The sequence below is a fragment of the Stenotrophomonas sp. HITSZ_GD genome (genome assembly GCF_029543105.1).
In the GTDB taxonomy this organism is placed as follows: Bacteria; Pseudomonadota; Gammaproteobacteria; order Xanthomonadales; family Xanthomonadaceae; genus Stenotrophomonas_A.
The window spans coordinates 92,742-110,499 of sequence record NZ_JARQXB010000010.1; the positions used below are offsets into that span (position 1 = coordinate 92,742).

Sequence of the window (17,758 nt, forward strand, 5' to 3'; positions counted from 1 at the left end):
CGGGCATACACCTCGCCCTACCGTGACGCCTACCGGCGCCCGCGTCGGAGCCCACGCACTTCCGCAGCCGCGCTTCCGGCCAAGGCCGGTCACGCTCAGATCTTCACGTACCAGCGCCGCGCGTCCATCCAGCGCACGATGGCCCACCACACGGCGACGAACACCACCGCGAACGCGGCCGACGACACCTCGCGCCCGGCCAGCGGCGCGATCCAGCTGGCGAAGCCGCGCTCGTAGATCGGCGCCCACCACCCCAGCCCGGCCAGCGCGTACACCATCAACGCCGAACCGCCGTACGCGGCGATGGCGTTGACGCCGAAACTGCGCCCCAGCGCCGGCCAGCCGCGCAGGTCCACCAGCACGTGCGCCAGCGCGAGCAGCAGCATCGACACGCCCGCGCTCCACAGCACGTAGGAGGAGGTCCACAGGTTCTTGTTCAACGGCAGCCACCCCGACCACGCCAGCCCCGCCAGCCCGATCGCCACGCCGCCGATCACCAGCCAACGGCGCCGCCCCTGGCGCAGCCCATCACCCGCACGCAGTCCCAGCAGCGTGGTCGCCAGTGCGCCCAACGTGGAGAGCAGGCCTTCCGGGTCGTGCCCCAGCCCCGTCGTGGGGTCGTACTGGTAGACCAGCGGCCCGAGCATCGCGGTGTCCACGCGGCTGGCGATGTTCTGGAACGGCGCCAGCGAGCCGCCGGCGAACAGCAGCGCGGCCCAGCCCGCGAGCAGGACGCCGATCAATCCCCATTGCAGCTTCGGCTTCACCCACAAGGCCACGCTGCCGGCGATGCCGAAGCACAGGCCGATGCGCTGCAGCACGCCCCACGGGCGGAAATGCGGCTTGTCCAGCCACCACCACGCGAGCAGGTGCAGCAGCAGCCCCAGGCCAATGATGCGCAGCGCGCGCGCCCATACCGTGCGGGTCAGCGCGGCGCGGTCGCCGCCGGCCAGCGCGCGCGGCACCACGCCCAGCGCGATCGACACGCCGACGATGAACAGGAACATCGGGAAGATCAGGTCGGTGGGCGTGCAGCCGTTCCATTCGGCATGCTCGAGCGGCCACCACACGTGCGCCCATTCGCCGGGGTCGTTGACGAGCAGCATCGCGGCCACGGTGAGGCCGCGCAGCGCGTCGACCGAGGCGTAGCGCGGGGTGTTCGCGGGCGTGCCCATCAGTCGGCGCTGCCGGCGATCCAGGTGGCGACGACCTGCAAGTCGTCGTCGACCAGCACCAGGTCGGCGTGGTACCCGGGCGCGATGCGGCCGTAGCGCTCCCCCAGCCCCAGGAACTGCGCCGGATAGGTGGAGGCCATGCGCGCGGCCTCCTCCAGCGGCAGGCCGAGCAGGCGCACGCTGTTGCGCACCGCGGTGGCCATGTCGAGCGCCGAGCCGGCGAGCGCGCCGGCCGCGTTGCGGACCACCCCGTCTACGGCGGTGATGATTTCGCCGTACAGCGAATAGCTCGGATCGTCCGCGCCGACCGGCGGCATCGCGTCGGTGACCAGGAACAGCTTCCCACGCGGCTTGGCCGCCAGCGCCACGCGCAGGCTGGCCGGATGCACGTGCACGCCATCGACGATGATGCCGCACCAGCAATCGGCATCTTCCAGGGCCGCGCCGACCGCGCCGGGCTCGCGCCCCTGCAGCGGCGACATCGCGTTGTAGAGGTGGGTGAAGCCGGTGATGCCCGCCGCCAGCCCTTCGCGGACCTGCTCGTAGCTGCCCGCGGTGTGCCCGGCGGCCACGATCACGCCGCCGGCGACGAGCGCGCGCACGGTATCGGCCGGCACCTGCTCGGGCGCGAGCGTCAGCAGGGTCACGCCGTTGCGCAGCGAGGCGGCCATCGCCACCTCGCCGGTATCGGGCACGCGGAACTTGCTGGCATCGTGCGTGCCCTTGCGCGCCGGGGCGATGTACGGGCCTTCCAGGTGGATGCCCAGGATGCCGGGCACGCCGGCATCGATCGCCTCGGCGACGGCGGCGATGGCCTTCTCCATCACCGCCGCGTCGTCGCTGATCAGCGTGGGCAGCAGGCCGGTGGTGCCGAAGCGGCGGTGCGCGCGCGCGATTCCCGCCAGCGCCTGCACGTCCGGCGTGTTGTTGAACAGGTAGCCGCCCCCGCCGTTGACCTGGGCGTCGATGTAGCCCGGCAGCAACGTGTGGCCCTGCAGGTCCACCGCCACGGCCGCGGCCACGCGCGCATCGTCCAGCGGCGCCAGCGCGATGATGCGGCCTTCTTCCACCAGCACCGCCAGATCGTTGCGGAAGCCGTCGTCGGTGAGGATGTTCCCGTTGCGCAGCGCGATGGTCATGGCGTCAGACCGTCTCGGTCACCTTGTTCAGATGCGGCGGCAGGTCGGGATTGTGGCCCCGGCGCAGCGCCAGCGCGTTGATCGCGCGGTAGAAGCTCTGGATGGTGAGCAGCGGCGTGCACACCGGATGCGGTGCGGCGGCCAGCGGCAGGTCGCCCTCCTGCGCGGCCAGCCACACCTGCGCGCCACGCGCGCGGAATTCTTCGGCGACAGCGCGCGTGCCGGCGCCGGTTTCATCCGGCTGCGCGAACGCCAGCACCGGGAAACCGGCATCGACCAGCGCCATCGGGCCGTGCTTCACCTCGGCCGAGCTATAGGCCTCGGCATGCAGGCCGCAGGTTTCCTTGAACTTGAGCGCCGCTTCCTGCGCGGCGGCCAGGCCAAGGCCGCGGCCGAGCACGAACAGGTTGCGCGCGCCGACCAGGCCTTCGGTCAGCGCACGCCAATCCGCGGCCCACGCCTGGCGCAGCGCCGAGGGCAGCGCGTCGAGCGCGTGCAGCAGCGCGGGGTCCTGCTTCCACAGCGCGCCCAGCTGCAGGATGGCCGCCAGCGAGGCGAGATAGCTCTTGGTCGCCGCGACGCTGCGCTCCGGGCCGGCGCCCAGCGGGATCACCGTCTCGGCCAGCTGCGCCAGCGGGGAGTCCTCCACGTTCACCAGCGCCACCACGCGTGCGCCGGCGGCCTGGGCCGCCTCGGCATTGCGCAGCAGGTCCGGGCTCTTGCCCGATTGCGAGATCACCAGGTACAGCGCGCCCTTCACCGCCAGCGGCGCCTCGTACACCGACCCCACCGAGGGCGACGCCGAGGCGGTCACGATGCCCAGCTGCGTCTCGAACAGGTACTTGGCGTAGGTGGCCGCGTGGTCCGAGCTGCCCCGCGCGCAGGTCACCACGAACGGCGGCGGGTTGGCGCGCAGCGAGGCGGCCAGCGCCTCGACGGTGCTGCGGTTGCGCGCGAACTGGGCGGCGACGACATCGGCGGTTTCCGCGGCTTCGCGGAACATCAGGGTCTGGTTTTCTTCGGGCAGGGACATGGGTGGGCGGTGGGGTCAGGTCGGTTCGGGCGGGGCGGAGCGCGCCGCGGCGGCCGGTGCGGGCGCGGTGGAACCGCGCACCACCAGCTGCGGCACGAATCCGCGGTTATGCAGCTGCGGTGCCTGCTCGTCGTAGGCGTCGCTGCGCAGCTGGCTGATCAGCAGGCGCGCGGCATGGCGGGCGATGTCCTCGGTGGCTTGCTTGGCGGTGGTCAGCGGCGGCCAGGACTGGCGCGAGAACGGGCTGTCCTCGAAGCCGGCGATGGACAGCTGGTACGGCACGTTCATGCCGGAGGACTTGGCTGCCGCCAGCACGCCCGCGGCGATTTCGTCGTTGCTGCCGAAGATGGCGGTGGGCGGCTCGCGCAGCGCCAGCAGGCGGCGTGCGCCACGGAACCCGTCGTCGAAGGTGTAGTCGCCCGGCACGATGAGGTGCTTGTCCACGGTGATGCCGTAGTCGCGCAGCGCGGCCTCGTAGCCGGCATAGCGCTCGCCGCTGGAGCGGTGTTGCGGGCCGCCCCACAGGAAGCCGATGCGTTGGTGGCCGAGCTGGATCAGGTGTTCGGTGATCTCGTAGGCGGCGTCGCGGTCGTCGATGTAGACGCAGGCGCCATCGCCCGGGTCCTCGGTGGCGGCGATGATGCGCACCGTCTTGATCCCGCGCGCGGCCAGGCCGGCCAGCAGCTCCGGGCGTTCGGACATCGGCGCGGTCAGCACCAGCCCGGCCAGGCGCGAGCGCTGCACCCACTCGGCCAGTTCCTCGGCCAGCAGCGGCGAGGTCGAATCGACCGGGTTGATCTGCAGGCCGAAGCCGGTTTCGCGGCAGGCGGCCAGCACGCCGTTCTGCACGCCGATGATGTGGTACGGGTTCGGGTTGTCGTAGACCAGGCCGACCACGAACGGCGTGCCGCTGCGCAGGTTGCGCGCGGAAGGATCAGGTTCGTAGTCCAGGTCGGCGATGGCCCGCAGCACCCGCGCGCGGGTGGCCTGCATGACCGACGGCTCGTTGTTGATGACGCGCGAAACGGTCTTCAGCGAGACCTTCGCGCGCTCGGCGACGTCCTTGATCGTCGGCCTGCGCATGGGCTGCTCCGGGGCGGTGGCGAAGGCGTCCATGATGCGCGGTTCCGGTCCTTCCTGCTCAGCCCGCCTGCCCCGCCGGCAGCCCGGCCCGGTGGCCGCGCAGCGAGTAGAACAGGATGTAGAGGTAGCACGGGACCATCAGCGCGGCGAAGACCAGCTGGAAGTCGTAGTGCTGCTTGAGGATGGCGAAGGCCTGCGGAATGATCGCGCCCCCCGCGATGCCCATGATCAGCAGCGCCGAGCCGGTCTCGGTGAAGCGGCCCAGGCCCTGGATGGCGAGCGGGAAGATCGCCGGCCACATCATCGCGTTGGCAAAGCCCAGCGCGGCGACGAAGGCCACCGAGACGTAGCCGTGGGTGAGGAAGGCACCGATCGAGAACAGCACGCCGAGCACGGCCGAGATGCTCAGGTAGCGCGCCTGCGAGACCACGCGCGGGATCAGCACCAGGCCGGCGATGTAGCCGGCGAGCATGGCGCCGAGCGTGTAGGAGGTGAAGATCTTGGTGCTGTCCAGCGGCAGGTCGAAGCCGTGGCCGTAGGTGCCGATGGCATCCCCGGCCATCACTTCCACGCCCACGTAGACGAACAGGCACAGCACGCCCAGCCACAAGTGCGGGAACTGGAAGATGCTGGTCTTGCCACCGCTGCCGCCGGCCGCCGGGGTGGCATTGGCTTCGGAGGGCTTGAGCTCGGGCAACGGCGAGAACAGCACGCCGATCGCCAGCACCACCAGCACGGCGGCCATCGTCAGGTAGGGCGCATGGATGTTGGCGGCGAACTCGTCGAGCAGCGCGGCCTTCTCCTGCGCACCGGCCTTGGCGACCTTCTCGGACAGATCGCCGATGCCGTGCAGCACCACCGTGCCGATGACGATGGGCGCGAGGATGCCGGCGATCTTGTTGCAGATACCCATCAGCGCGATGCGCCGCGCGGCCGTCTCGATCGGGCCGAGGATGGAGATGTAGGGATTGATCGCCGTCTGCAACAGCGCCAAGCCGCTGCCGATCACGAACAGGCCGCCCAGCGCGCCCGGATACCAGCGCTGCGTGGCGAACTGGCCGAAGGCCGCCGCGCCGGCGGCCATCACGAACAGGCTCAACGCCAGGCCCTTCTTCATGCCCGTGCGCTTGAGGATCCACGACGACGGCAGCGCGAGGAAGAAGTACGACAGGTAGAACACCATCAGCACCAGGAAGGCGTTGACCTCGTTGAGGTCGAAGGCCAGGCGCACGAAGGTGATGAGCGGGCCGTTGATCCAGGTGAAAAACCCGATGACGAAGAACAGCACGCCGACGATGGCGATGGAAGTCATCACGCTGGAGCGTTCGGGGGTGGCGGTGAGTGCGGACATCGGGTGAAAGCTCCTGCGTCGTCGAGCGCCGTGGCGGCGCTCTGGCTGGGAACAACGTTGTCACATTTATTCGATGGGCATGGGCTGCTTGTCAACTTCCCGTGACGGCGAGACAGGCCTTGCGCGTGACGCGCCGCAGCAATGCTGCGCCGCCGCATCCCCAGGCGCCGGGGCCAAGCCACGCCAGGCTTCGCAGGCAGGGCGCGGGCTGTAACCGGTTTCCCCGGGAGGGCCGCGTTACCGAGTTGCGAAAATTTCGTTGCACCCCGTTGACATCGTTGTCAGACCGATTTCACACTCGGCCCTGTCGAGACCCCTCCACGGGGCACGGCATGGCCCCAGGCAACCAGGAGTCCGTGTGGCTGCAACGTCCCCAGCTTCGAGCCCCACCCTGCCGCACGCCGGTGCGTTCCTGGCCGCCGACGTGGGCGGCACGCATGTGCGTATCGGCCGCGTGCGGGCGGGCGCCGACGCGCGCCACCCGGTCGACGTGCTGGACTACCGCAAGTACCGCTGCGCCGATTACCCGAGCCTGGCCGCCATCGTGGGCGACTTCCTGCGCGACAACCCGGGCGTGCAGGACTGCGTGATCGCCAGCGCCGGTTATCCGCTGGCCGATGGCACCGTCATCACCAACAACCTGCCCTGGGTGCTGTCGCCGCGCGCCATCCGCGAGGAACTGGGCTTGGCGCAGGTGTACCTGGTCAACGATTTCGAAGCGGTGGCGCATGCCGCCGCCTACGTGGACGCCAGCGAAGTGGTCCAGCTCACCGGCCCGGCGCAGGCGCCGCGCGGCCCCACGCTGGTGCTCGGCCCGGGCACCGGGCTGGGCGCGGCGGTGTGGATCCCCAACGACGGCTTCCCGGTCGTGCTCGCCACCGAGGCCGGCCAGGCCGCGCTGGCCAGCAATACCGAGCTGGAGATGCAGCTGGTACGCGAAATGCTGCGCCATCGCAGCCACGTACCGGTCGAGCATGCGATCTCCGGCCCGGGCCTGCTCAACCTCTACAACGCGCTGTGCGCGGTGCGCGGCGTGCCGGCCTTGCACGCCACGCCGGACGCGATCACCGCCGCGGCCCAGGCCGGTGGCGATCCGCTCGCGCACCAGGCGCTGGACGTGTTCTGCGGCCTGCTCGGCAGCGTCGTGGGCGATATGGCCCTGCTGTACGGCGTGCAGGGCGGCATCTATCTCGCTGGCGGGATCCTTCCCAAGATCCGCCAGTTCCTGATCGACAGCAGCTTCGTGCAGCGGTTCCTCGACAAGGGATCGATGCGCGAGGCGCTGGAGCGAATTCCCGTGAAGTTGGTCGATCACGGGCAGCTGGGCGTCGTGGGCGCCGCCAGTTGGTATCTGGGCCAGAAGGCGAAAGCAGCGTAACCGCAACACCGTGTGGTCGCAGTCCGCGTCGAGGTCGGGGAGGACCGCCACGCACAGCAGCATCGGCGCGCCAAGCAATGCCCGCTAATCCAATTGATTGATGAGGAGAGACATCATGAAATACCGCAAGTCCGTACTTACCTCGGCCATCGTCACCTGTCTTGCGTTCAGCGCGCACGCACAGGAGGCAGGCCAGACCCAGACGGCCACCGACCTGGATACCGTGCAGGTCGTCGGCATCCGCGGTTCGGTGGAGAAGTCGCTGGACACCAAGCGCGATGCCCAGGCCCGCGTGGAAGTGGTCACCGCCGAGGACATCGGCAAGCTGCCGGCCAAGAACGTGGCCGATACGCTGCGCGAGTTGCCCGGCGTGAACATCAGCTCGTCCAGCGCCAGCGAAGGCGCGTTCGACGAAGCCGATCGCGTCAGCCTGCGCGGCACCAACCCCAGCCTGACCCAGACCCTGGTCAACGGCCACACCATCGGCACCGGCGACTGGTTCGTGCTCAGCCAGGTGGCCAACGTCGGCCGCAGCGTGAGCTACTCGCTGCTGCCCTCGGAGATCGTCGACCAGGTCGTGGTCAACAAGAGCTCCCAAGCCAAGCTGGTGGAAGGCGGCAGCGCCGGTTCGGTGAACATCATCACCCGCAAGCCGCTCCAGTTCGCCGACAACCTGACCACCGAAGCGTCGGTGGGCGCCGCCTATTCCGACCTGCCCGACAAGACCGAGCCGCAGGTCAGCGCGCTGCTGAACTGGAAGAACGATGCCAACACCGTCGGCGTGATGGTGCAGGGCTTCTACGAGAAGCGCTCGCTGCGCCGCGACGGCCAGGAGGTCGTGGGCGGCTATGGCGTGATTCCGGACGACGCCGCGGTCGTGGCGACGAATCCGGACCTGGCCGGCGTGCTGTACCCGAACCTGCTCGGCGCGGTCTATTTCGACCAGACCCGCGAGCGCAAGGGCGGCGTGCTGGACGTGCAGGTCAAGGCCACCGACAGCCTGACCCTGAACCTCAACGGGTTCTACTCCAAGCTGGAAGCGGACAACTACAACCGCAACTACATGATGTGGGCCAGCCAGTTCGTCAACACGCAGGCGCCGAACCCGGGCTACGTGATCAAGAACGGCGTGCTGACCCAGGCCACCTACGCGCCGACCAATAGCGCCACGGTCACGCCGTACGGCGTGTACGACATGATCTCGCGCCCGAACGCGTCCTCCGAGTCCAAGTACCTGACGCTGGATGCCGATTGGCAGGCCTCGGACAACCTGAACATCAAGTTCCAGGCCGGTACCACCGACGGCAGCGGCAAGAGCCCGACCCAGGACGTGCTGGAAACCGGCACCGCCGGCAACGCCGGCGCCAGCTGGAGCATGGGCGGCCTGGGCGACCCGATCGACTGGTCGCTGGGCGGCGTCAACACGCCGGCCAACCACCTGCCGCAGAACGGCTGGATCTTCGGCGGCCAGGCCATCGACGTGAAGGACAGCGAGGACTGGTTCGCCGCCGACGGCGAGCTGTTCGCCAATGCCGACAGCGTGCTGAGCTCGTTCGACTTTGGCGTGCGCTACTCCGAGCACGAGCGCAAGAACGACTTCGAGATCGCGCAGGGCCCGAACTTCGCCAGCAACTGGACCGACATCTCGGCCTATCCCACCACCGGTGGCAGCTATCCGGGCGACTTCGGCGGCGACCTGGACGGCAACTTCCCGCGCGGCATCTGGTACTACACCCCGTCGCAGCTGGCGCAGATCAACGCCGACTTCGCCAACCGCGATCCGGTCAGCCGCTTCTACTTCTCCGACGTCTACGGCGTGAAGGAGAAGATCTCGGCGGCTTACGTGCAGGCCAACTTCGCCGGCACCGCGTGGAGCGGCAACATCGGCCTGCGTTACGTCAAGACCGACACGGACGTGCGGTACAACCAGTCGCTGCCGGTCAACTCCGGCATCCCGGGCGCGATCAGTGGCTCGGCGTTCGGCGACTACCTGCCGACTACGGTGCAGAACGACTACAGCCGCGTGCTGCCGAGCGCGAACCTCAAGTTCGACCTGAGCGATGACCTGGTGGCCCGCTTCGCCGTGTCGCAGACCATGACCCGCCCGGATTACTCCGCGCTGGCCGGCTCGCTGTCGCTGGATGACCTGACCCACACCGGCAGCGGCGGCAACCCGCAACTCAAGCCGATCGTCTCGACCAACTACGACGCGAACCTGGAGTGGTACTTCGCCCCGCGCGCCCTGCTGTCGGTGGGCGTGTTCGCGATGCAGCTGAACGACTACATCAACTTCGGCACCACCACGATCAGCTACAAGGACCAGGCCGCCAGCTACGCCAGCGGAACCGACGTGTATGCCGATTACCAGGTCTCGGTGCCGGTCAACACCAACGGCAACATCAAGGGCTTCGAAGTCGCCTACCAGCAGCCGATCGGCGAGTTCTTCGGCGTGTCGGCGAACTACACCTACGCCGACGGCGAGGCCAGCGGCGGTGGCCCGCTCAACGGCACCTCGAAGAACACCTACAACCTGGCCGGCTACTTCGAGAACGACCGCTTCAGCGCCCGCGTGAGCTGGAACTGGCGCGATGACTTCTACGCCGGCGTGAGCCGTACGGACGAGTTCTACCAGAAGTCGGTGGGCGCGCTCTCGGCCTCGCTGTCGTACCACGTCACCGACTGGATGACGGTGTCGCTGGACGGCCTGAACCTCAACAACCCGGTCTACAAGTACTACACCAACAGCGACGCGGGCTTCCTGCCGTATGCCTTCTACGCCAACGGCCGCCAGTACTACTTGAACCTGCGTTTCAAGTTCTGATGTTGTCTCTCCCAAGCGTGTAATGCTCCACTGCGGGCCCGGACTCGTCCGGGCCCGCTTTTTTTTCCGGCTTCCCCAATGCCGCCACCGGAGGAACGATCCGATGACTGCCCGCACCCGTGTTCTGCCGCGCCTGGCCCTGCTGCTGGCCATGCTCGCCCCGGCCGCTTTCGCGGCCAATCCGCTTCCCGTCATCCCCGCGCCTGCGCAGGTGCAGGCCGCCCAGGGCGGCTTCGCGCTCACCCCGCAAGTGCTTGTGCGCCCCGCCGACGCGGCCGCCGAACCCACCGCGCGCCAGTTCGTCGAAGGCCTGGAGCGCGGCAGCGGCGTGCGCCTGGCCCTGGCGCCGGCCGGGCGCGCGAAGCCCGGCGAGATCGCCTTCGCCATCGACCCCAAGGCCAGCACCTCGCCGGAAGGCTACGTGCTGGATATCGACGCCCATGGCGTGCACGCCCGCGCGGCCGATCCGCGCGGCCTGTTCTACGCGGCGGTGACGCTATGGCAGCTGGCGCCGGCACGCGGTGAAACCGCCGCCGCCGTGCTGCCGGCCGGCCGCATCACCGACGCGCCGCGCTTTGGCTGGCGCGGGCTGATGCTCGATTCGGCACGGCATTTCCAGAGCGTGGCGCAGGTCAAATCGCTGCTGGACGTGATGGCGCTGCACAAGTTCAACACCTTCCATTGGCACCTGACCGACGACCAGGGCTGGCGCATCGAGATCAAGCGCTACCCGCGCCTGACCGAGGTGGGCGGCTGCCGCATTCCGGCCGGCGATGGCGGCGTCGGTGCCGATGGCAAGCCGGTGCCTTACTGCGGCTTCTACACGCAGGACCAGGTGCGCGAAGTCGTCGCCTACGCGGCGCAACGCCACATCACCGTGGTGCCGGAGTTCGACATCCCCGGCCATGCGACCGCGGCCATCTCGGCATACCCGGAGCTGGGCGTCAGCGGCAAGCAGATCGAGGTCTCCAACGAGTGGGGCGTGAACACCAACCTGTTCAACGCCGACGAGCAGACCTTGCAGTTCCTGGAGAACGTGCTCGCCGAGATGGTGCCGCTGTTCCCGGGCCGCTATTTCCACCTCGGCGGCGACGAGGCGGTGAAGGACCAATGGAAGGCCTCGCCGCGCATGCAGGCGCGCATCAAGGAACTGGGCCTGAAGGACGAGGAAGCGCTGCAGGCGTGGATGCTCAAGCGCCTGGAACGTTTCCTGGTGGCGCACGACCGGCGGATGATCGGCTGGGATGAAATCATCGAGGGTGGCCTGCCGCCGGAAGCGGCGGTGATGTCCTGGCGCGGCATCGAAGGCGGCCTGACCGCGGCGCGGCTTGGGCACGACGTGGTGATGGTGCCCTCCTCCGAGCTGTACCTGGATTACCTGCAAACCGATTCGCCCGACGAACCGCCGGGCCGCCCGGCCTACATCGACCTGCAGCGCGTGTACGCGTTCGAACCGGTGCCCCAGGCGCTGGAGGCCTCGCAGCGCCACCATATCCTCGGCGTGCAGGCCAACATCTGGACCGAGCATTCGCGCAGCTTCGCGCGGGTGGAGCATGCCTTGTTCCCGCGCGCGGCGGCCGTGGCCGAAACCGGCTGGTCCCCGCTCGACCGGCGCGACTTCGCCGATTTCCGCAACCGCTTGCCGCACCTGCTGGCGCTGTACCGCGCATGGGGCGCGGACTACGCGCAGACGCCCTTCCAGCCGAAGGTGGAGATCACGCCGGCTGACGACGGCACGGTGCGCGTCACGCTCACCGACCGCCTGGGCTATGACGAGCTGCGCTACAGCACCGATGGCCAGGCGCCGACCGCGGACTCGCCACGCTACGAGGCACCGCTGGCGCTCGCGCTGCCCGTCACCCTGCAGGCGGCATCGTTCTGGAAGGGCCAGCCGCTGGCACCGCCGGTGACGCGCACGCTGAGCGCGAAAAGCCTGCGCAGCCGCAGCGACGAGGAACTGGCGATGTGCACCGGCCAGCTGATGCTGCGCCTGGAAGATGACGGCCCGCGCGAAGGTGAGCGCGCGGTGTTCAACGTGGACATCTTCAACCCGTGCTGGGAATGGAAGCAGGCCGACCTGCGCGGCATCGACGGCGTGCAGGTGCGCGCGGGCCAGCTGCCCTACTACTTCCAGCTGGCGCACGACGAATCGCATCGCACGTTCCAGCCGGCGCACTCGGCGCATGGCGAGCTGGTGCTGCGCGATGGCTGCGAAGGCCCGACGCTGGCCAGCGTGAAGCTGCCGGCCACGCCGGGTGCCGACGGCTTCTCGACGTTGAACGTGAAGCTGCCGAAAGCCGCGCGCAAGGCGCAAGCGGACCTGTGCGTCTACTTCACCGGCGACACGCGCCCGACGATGTGGGTGCTGGACCGGATGACGCTGGTACCGCCGGCGAAGTAAGCAGGCAGCCGGGCCCGCGGTGCGGGCCCGGCTCCCCGCGAGGATCACCTCGAAAGACGCGGGCGTCCCCTGGGCGCCTACGAATCGGCGGTACGGCCGCCGAACACACGCCGGTCGAACCGCGACAGCCATTCCCGCGCCGGCGTGCGTGCGAACGACAAGCCCGCCACTACGCCCAGCGTGTTGGCCAACGCATCGAACGGATCGGCGCTGCGGTCCACCGTGAAAGCGCCCTGCGCGAATTCGATGCCCACGCCCAGTAGCACCAGCCCGAACCCGGCCCACAGCAAGGCCCGCCGCGTGGCGAACAATTGCACGGCCCAGAAGGCCAGGCCAAAGTAGGTCAGGAAGTGCTCGGCCTTGTCGCTATTGCGCGGCAGTTCCGGGATCTCCGGCGGCGGGCCCAGGCACACCACCACGACCGCCACCATCAGCACGCCCCACACGCCGACCCACAGGCGGGGGTGCCGGAACGCGCGCAATGCCCCGCTCACAGCCGCCAGGTCAGGTCGCCGACCAGGAAGGCGGCTTCGAATTCCACCTCGCTCTGGAAGCCCATCACCTGGAAGCGTTCGCCCATCTCGCTGGGCAGCGTCAGGCGCTTGACCTGCTCGCGCAGGCGCACGCGGCCGACCTCGTCCGTGCGCGTATCGGCCTGTTCGAGCAACTGGTCCAGCCCGTTGCCGAGCAGGAAACTGGCCTGGCTGCAGTAGCCGGCCAGTTCGAAGCCCGCGCCGGTGCCGGCTTCGGCCAACGCGGTGAAGTCCACCGAGGCCGTCAGGTCCTGCAGGCCTGGCCAGCGGTACAGGTCCTCGTGCATGCGATGGCGGTAGAAAGCGCGCAGCGTGCCGTCGCTGCGTTGCGCCTGGTAATACTCGCGGCGCGGATAGCCGTAATCCACGAACAGCATCGCGCCACGCTTGAGCCCGCCGGCCACCGCCTGGATCCAGTACGGCAGTTGCGGCAGCACCTCGGAGCGGTAGCCCTCGGCGAACGGGGCCTCCAGATAGTCCTCCAGGTGCCGCACCGCGGCCGAGAGCAAGGCATCGGCCGGCTGTTCGGCGCGCACGAAACGCCCTTGGTCGTCCACCCGCACGGTTTCCTCGTACACCTCGCCCTCGCGCACGGTGAAGCGTGGCGTGGGCAGGGCGTCGATGACTTCGTTGGCGAACAGCACGCCGTTCCAGTCGTCGGGGAACGGGCCATCCACCCACTCCACCAGATCGAACACCGGCGGGATCAGCGTGCGGCCCAACCGCTCGCGCTGGCGCTCGCGCAGGTCCGCGCTGGGTTCGAGGATGGCGTAGCGCTCGGGCAGCGCGTCCAGCTCCAGCAGCCGCTTGAGCGTGACCTCGGCGAACGCGCCGCTGCCGCCGCCAACCTCCAGGATCCGCGCCTCCGGGCCCAGCTGCTGCAACACCGGCGCGATGGCGCCGGCCACCACGGCGGCGAACAACGGGCCGATCTCCGGCGCGGTGACGAAATCGCCGCTCTCGCCGAACTTGCTGGCACCGGCGCTGTAGTAGCCCCAGCCCGGCGCATAGAGCGACAGCTCCATGAAGCGCGAGAACGGCATGGCGCCCCCACTGGCCTGGATCTCGGCGCGCAACAGCGCGGCGAGTTCATCGCTGTGGGCAAGCGCTTCCTGGTCGGGCGTGGGCAAGTCCGGGTGCTGCATGGCGAGGTCGATTGCGTGGACAATGCACAGCATAGCCGAGCGAGGGAAATCGGAAGATGAGCGAAACCGACAAGGTGGCCCTGGTCACTGGCGCGGCGCGGCGCATCGGCGCGGCCATCGTGCGCCGTCTGCACGCGGCGGGGTATCGCGTGGCGGTCCATGCCCACGCCTCCGGGCCGGAGCTGGCCGCGCTGTGCGCGGCGCTGGACACGGCACGCCCCGGCAGCGTACTGGCCCTGCAGGCCGATCTGCGCGAGGCGACCACGCCGGCCGCGCTGGTGCATGACACGCTGGCCACGTTCGGCCGGCTCGATGCACTGGTCAGCAACGCCTCCAACTTCTTTCCCACGCCGCTGGAGACCGCCACCGTGGATCAGTGGGAGGCGCTGATGGCGGTGAACGCGCGCGCGCCGTTCCTGATGGCGCAGGCCGCGGCGCCGGCACTGCGCGCGCGGCGGGGCGCGATCGTGCACCTTGTCGATGCGGCCCTTGCGCACCCGTTGCCGGCACATGCGGCGTATACCGCCGCCAAGGGTGCGCTGGCGGCGCTCACCGCCGCGCTGGCGGTGGACCTGGCGCCGGAGGTACGGGTGAACGCCGTGGCCCCGGGCGCGATCCTGTGGCCGGAAAGCGGCAAGGACGCGGCCGCGCAGGCGGCGGTGCTGGCGCGCACGCCGCTGGGCAGGACCGGCACGCCGGAGGAAGTGGCCGAAGCGGTGCGCTGGCTGGTCGAGGATGCGCACTACATCACCGGGCACACCCTGCCGCTGGATGGCGGACGCTTGCTGGGGTGAGCAAGGACTGCCGGGCCGGATGACGCCCGGTCGCGACCGATGCGCTTGCGCTCAGGGCGCCAGCGGCACCGTGTCGAAGTGCTCGCCATGCTGCGGGTGCGCACGCCACAACGCGTCGAGCGTGCGGCCACTCACCGGATCGACGAAATCCGGCGCGATATCCGCCAGCGGCTTCAGCACGAACGCATGCTTCAGCTCGGGGCGCGGCACGCGCAGGTGGCCCGGACCCTCGACGATGCGCTGGCCGTAGAAGATCACGTCGATATCCAGCGTTCGGTCCGCAAAGCGCGGGCCGCTGCGGTCGCGGCCATGCGCGTCCTCCACCGCGTGCAGCCAGGCATCGAGCGGCACCAGTTCCATGTCGGTATGCAGCATCACCGCGTTGTTGAGGAAATCCGGGCCTTCGAAGCCGACGGCCGGGGTGCGGTAGGCGGGCGATACGCGCAGTTCGCCGAAGCGCTCGCGCAGCACCTGCACGGCCAGGTGCAGGTGCCGGGCCGGCTGCAGGTTGCTGCCGAGGCTGAGAAGGACGGTGGTCATGCAATATTCGCGCATGCGCGCGCGGCCAGCGTCAACCATGGCATGCGACGCCCTTCACGGCACGGCAAGCCCGGCGACCTAGAATGCGGGTTCCGTCAACGATGACAGCGCCATGACCTATTGCGTCGGCATCGAAGTGGACGAAGGCCTGGTCTTCGCCGCGGATACCCGCACCAACGCCTCGCTGGACGATGTCCGCGTGTACCGCAAGTTGCACGTGTTCGAGTATCCCGGCCAGGCGGTGTTCGCGCTGATGTCGGCCGGCAACCTGGCCACCACCCAGCTGGCGCTGGCGCGCATCCAGCGCGATGTCGACGACGCGGCCGAGCGCAACCTGCGCAACTTCCGCCACCTGTTCGAGGTGGCCGAGTACGTGGGGCAGATCCTGGTCTCCAGCCAGGTCGATACCTCCGGCCGGCCCGAGTTCGAGGGCGTCAGCACGCAGGCCACGCTGATCCTCGGCGGGCAGATCGCCGGCGAGCGGCCGGGCATGTACATGATCTACCCGCTGGGCAACGCCATCGCCTCCTCGCCGGAGACGCCCTACCTGCAGGTGGGCGAATCCAAGTACGGCAAGCCGATCCTGGACCGCATCATCCGCGCCGACATGCGGCTGGAGGACGCGGCGCGCACCGCGCTGGTGTCGCTGGATTCGACGATCCGCTCCAACCTCTCCGTCGGCATGCCGATCGACCTGGCGCTGATCCGCCGCGACGACCTGCGCGTGACCGAGCGCATGCGCCTGGACGCGGACACGCCGCTGTATGCGGATATCCACGCCAACTGGTCGCGCAAGCTCGCCGAAGCGGTGCACACCCTGCCGCGCTTTCCGTGGGAGCTGCCGGACGATCCGTCCGGCTAGCCGGTTTCCAGCGCGTGCGCCACGGCGCGGAACACGCGGCGCATCTCCAGCGGCTTGCGCAGCACGTGGACCGGGATATCGGGCGGGAAATGTTCGCGCTGCAACGGCTGGCCCACGTCCTCCAGCACGATCGCCGGGCCCTGGTAGCCGAGCTCCTGCATGGTGAGCAGCAGGCTCACGGCCGAGAGCAGGATGATGTCGCTGTCCACGATCACCAGGTCCGGCAGCGCATGCTGTTGCGCGTGTTGCAGGGCCGCCGCGCCATCGGCCGCCAGCTGTGGCTGGTAGCCCTGGCTCGACAGCGCGTTGCCCAGTAGCGACAGCCGCGTGGCCTCGCCGTCCACCAGCAGGATGCGCTGGCCGCGGCCCAGCGGCAGGTCGGTGTCGTGTTCGCCGCCGACCGGCGCGGCCGCGCGCAGCGGCAGCACGATGTCGAAGCGCGTGCCCTCGCCGCGCCGGCTGTCCACCGTGATGGTGCCGCCGTAGCTTTCGACGATGCGCTTGCAGGAAATCAGGCCCAGTCCGGTGCCATCGCTCTTGGTGGTGAAGAACGGGCTGAACAGCCGCGCCAGCGTGTCCTCGCTCATGCCGGTGCCGGTATCGGTGACGCTCAGGCGCAGCTGCGTCTCGCCTTCCGGCGCGGCGGCGAAGGTGAGTTGCCCGCCGTCGGGCATCGCCTGCACGGCGTTGAGGCCCAGGTTCAACAGGCACTGCTGCAGTTCGGTGTAGTTGGCTTCCACGCTGAGGTCGCCATCGCCACCTTCCACCTGCAGCGTCACGCCCTTGGGCAGGCTGCTGCGCAGCAGCAGCTGCACGGCCTGGAACAGCCGCGCCACCGAAACCTGCTCGCGCGGCTTGTTGGAGCCGCGCACGAAGGACAGCATCGATTCGGCCATCTCGTGGCCACGGCGGCCGCATTCGGCGATCACGTCGGCCAGCTGGCGCAGCTGCGGGTCATCGCCGCGCCCGGCCAGCAGGTCCGGCACGATCAACAGCGGCTGCAGGATGTTGCGCAAGTCATGGCTGAGGCCGGCGGCCAGCAGGGCCAGGCTCTCCAGTCGCTGGGCGCGCATCAGCTCGCTTTCCACGCGCTCGCGGTCGCGCTCCACACGCGCCTCGCGCACCGCGCGCGCCACCGCCGCTGGCAGGCGGGTGGGGTTGTGCTTGATGATGTAGTCGTTGGCGCCTTCCTGCAGCGCCTTCACCGCCGCTTCCTCGCCCATCGTGCCGGAGACGAAGATGAAGGGCATGCGCGGGTCGAACTTGCGCACGATGCGCAGTGCCTCGTGGCCGGAGAAGCCCGGCATGCTCAGGTCCGACAGGACGATGTCGGGCCGGAATGTTTCCAGGCAGTGGCGCAGCGACTGCTCGCCGTCCACGCGCTCGAACACCGCCTCCAGGCCCGATTCGAGGAGCTGGTCGGACAGCAGTTCGGCGTCTTCGGGCGAATCCTCGATCAGCAGGATGCGCAGTTCGCCGAGCCGGGCCCCTTCGTGCGGCATG

General features: G+C 69.4%; 14 protein-coding genes. 5 read left to right on the forward strand and 9 right to left on the reverse strand.

Annotated elements, in window-relative coordinates:
* Positions 1–95: 95 nt before the first annotated feature.
* From P6166_RS11410 to P6166_RS11430, 5 genes are read right to left on the reverse strand one after another with little or no spacing between them, the layout of a single operon-like run.
* A complete protein-coding gene (locus P6166_RS11410; RefSeq protein WP_277764583.1) occupies positions 96–1,175 on the reverse strand; it encodes a heparan-alpha-glucosaminide N-acetyltransferase domain-containing protein in 1,080 nt (359 codons plus the stop codon).
* A complete protein-coding gene (gene nagA, locus P6166_RS11415; protein WP_277764584.1) occupies positions 1,175–2,314 on the reverse strand; it encodes an N-acetylglucosamine-6-phosphate deacetylase in 1,140 nt (379 codons plus the stop codon). Before nagA ends, P6166_RS11410 begins: the two co-directional genes overlap by 1 nt.
* 4 nt (positions 2,315–2,318) lie before the next feature.
* On the reverse strand, positions 2,319–3,347 hold the full coding sequence (locus P6166_RS11420) for an SIS domain-containing protein (protein WP_277764585.1): 1,029 nt from the start codon (positions 3,345–3,347) through the stop codon (positions 2,319–2,321).
* Positions 3,348–3,362: 15 nt separating this feature from the next.
* Positions 3,363–4,430: a LacI family DNA-binding transcriptional regulator gene (locus P6166_RS11425; protein ID WP_277764644.1), complete on the reverse strand. Its 1,068-nt coding sequence runs from the start codon at positions 4,428–4,430 to the stop codon at positions 3,363–3,365.
* 58 nt (positions 4,431–4,488) lie between these two features.
* On the reverse strand, positions 4,489–5,781 hold the full coding sequence (locus tag P6166_RS11430; protein ID WP_277764586.1) for a sugar MFS transporter: 1,293 nt from the start codon (positions 5,779–5,781) through the stop codon (positions 4,489–4,491).
* Between the two features lie 358 nt (positions 5,782–6,139).
* Here P6166_RS11430 and P6166_RS11435 point away from each other — a divergent pair, with 358 nt between their 5' ends.
* From P6166_RS11435 to P6166_RS11445, 3 genes are all read left to right on the forward strand, one after another.
* Positions 6,140–7,159 (forward strand): glucokinase family protein, encoded by a 1,020-nt coding sequence (locus P6166_RS11435; RefSeq protein ID WP_277764587.1) that lies wholly within the window; start codon positions 6,140–6,142, stop codon positions 7,157–7,159.
* Between the two features lie 115 nt (positions 7,160–7,274).
* Positions 7,275–9,980, forward strand: a complete 2,706-nt coding sequence (locus P6166_RS11440) for a TonB-dependent receptor (protein ID WP_277764588.1) — start codon at positions 7,275–7,277, stop codon at positions 9,978–9,980.
* A gap of 103 nt (positions 9,981–10,083) precedes the next feature.
* The gene (locus P6166_RS11445) at positions 10,084–12,381 is read left to right on the forward strand and encodes a family 20 glycosylhydrolase (protein ID WP_277764589.1); all 2,298 of its coding nucleotides are present in this window, start codon (positions 10,084–10,086) and stop codon (positions 12,379–12,381) included.
* A gap of 77 nt (positions 12,382–12,458) precedes the next feature.
* Here P6166_RS11445 and P6166_RS11450 read toward each other — a convergent pair whose 3' ends face one another.
* Both P6166_RS11450 and P6166_RS11455 read right to left on the reverse strand, forming a co-directional pair.
* A complete protein-coding gene (locus P6166_RS11450) occupies positions 12,459–12,884 on the reverse strand; it encodes a VanZ family protein (RefSeq protein WP_277764645.1) in 426 nt (141 codons plus the stop codon).
* On the reverse strand, positions 12,872–14,092 hold the full coding sequence (locus P6166_RS11455; RefSeq protein ID WP_277764590.1) for a class I SAM-dependent methyltransferase: 1,221 nt from the start codon (positions 14,090–14,092) through the stop codon (positions 12,872–12,874). Before P6166_RS11455 ends, P6166_RS11450 begins: the two co-directional genes overlap by 13 nt.
* Before the next feature lie 23 nt (positions 14,093–14,115).
* Between P6166_RS11455 and P6166_RS11460 the strand changes: the two genes are divergently transcribed.
* A complete protein-coding gene (locus P6166_RS11460) occupies positions 14,116–14,853 on the forward strand; it encodes a pteridine reductase (protein ID WP_277764591.1) in 738 nt (245 codons plus the stop codon).
* Between the two features lie 51 nt (positions 14,854–14,904).
* Here the strand turns inward: P6166_RS11460 and folK are convergent, their stop codons facing one another.
* Positions 14,905–15,393: a 2-amino-4-hydroxy-6-hydroxymethyldihydropteridine diphosphokinase gene (folK, locus tag P6166_RS11465; protein ID WP_277764592.1), complete on the reverse strand. Its 489-nt coding sequence runs from the start codon at positions 15,391–15,393 to the stop codon at positions 14,905–14,907.
* A 112-nt stretch (positions 15,394–15,505) separates the two neighbouring features.
* On the opposite strand from folK, the gene P6166_RS11470 reads away from it, so the two are divergent.
* Positions 15,506–16,255 (forward strand): 20S proteasome subunit A/B, encoded by a 750-nt coding sequence (locus tag P6166_RS11470; protein WP_277764593.1) that lies wholly within the window; start codon positions 15,506–15,508, stop codon positions 16,253–16,255.
* Here P6166_RS11470 and P6166_RS11475 read toward each other — a convergent pair.
* Positions 16,252–17,757 (reverse strand): hybrid sensor histidine kinase/response regulator, encoded by a 1,506-nt coding sequence (locus tag P6166_RS11475; protein WP_277764594.1) that lies wholly within the window; start codon positions 17,755–17,757, stop codon positions 16,252–16,254. The genes P6166_RS11470 and P6166_RS11475 overlap by 4 nt on opposite strands.
* Position 17,758 lies beyond the last annotated feature (1 nt).

Excerpts from the sequence above, each read along its gene's own strand:
- P6166_RS11410 (WP_277764583.1), bottom strand. The coding sequence starts at position 1,175 with ATGGGCACGCCCGCGAACACCCCGCGCTACGCCTCGGTCGACGCGCTG.
- nagA (WP_277764584.1), bottom strand. The coding sequence starts at position 2,314 with ATGACCATCGCGCTGCGCAACGGGAACATCCTCACCGACGACGGCTTC.
- P6166_RS11420 (WP_277764585.1), bottom strand. The coding sequence starts at position 3,347 with ATGTCCCTGCCCGAAGAAAACCAGACCCTGATGTTCCGCGAAGCCGCG.
- P6166_RS11425 (WP_277764644.1), bottom strand. The coding sequence starts at position 4,430 with ATGCGCAGGCCGACGATCAAGGACGTCGCCGAGCGCGCGAAGGTCTCG.
- P6166_RS11430 (WP_277764586.1), bottom strand. The coding sequence starts at position 5,781 with ATGTCCGCACTCACCGCCACCCCCGAACGCTCCAGCGTGATGACTTCC.
- P6166_RS11440 (WP_277764588.1), top strand. The coding sequence starts at position 7,275 with ATGAAATACCGCAAGTCCGTACTTACCTCGGCCATCGTCACCTGTCTT.
- P6166_RS11445 (WP_277764589.1), top strand. The coding sequence starts at position 10,084 with ATGACTGCCCGCACCCGTGTTCTGCCGCGCCTGGCCCTGCTGCTGGCC.
- P6166_RS11455 (WP_277764590.1), bottom strand. The coding sequence starts at position 14,092 with ATGCTGTGCATTGTCCACGCAATCGACCTCGCCATGCAGCACCCGGAC.
- P6166_RS11460 (WP_277764591.1), top strand. The coding sequence starts at position 14,116 with ATGAGCGAAACCGACAAGGTGGCCCTGGTCACTGGCGCGGCGCGGCGC.
- folK (WP_277764592.1), bottom strand. The coding sequence starts at position 15,393 with ATGACCACCGTCCTTCTCAGCCTCGGCAGCAACCTGCAGCCGGCCCGG.
- P6166_RS11470 (WP_277764593.1), top strand. The coding sequence starts at position 15,506 with ATGACCTATTGCGTCGGCATCGAAGTGGACGAAGGCCTGGTCTTCGCC.
- P6166_RS11475 (WP_277764594.1), bottom strand. The coding sequence starts at position 17,757 with ATGCCGCACGAAGGGGCCCGGCTCGGCGAACTGCGCATCCTGCTGATC.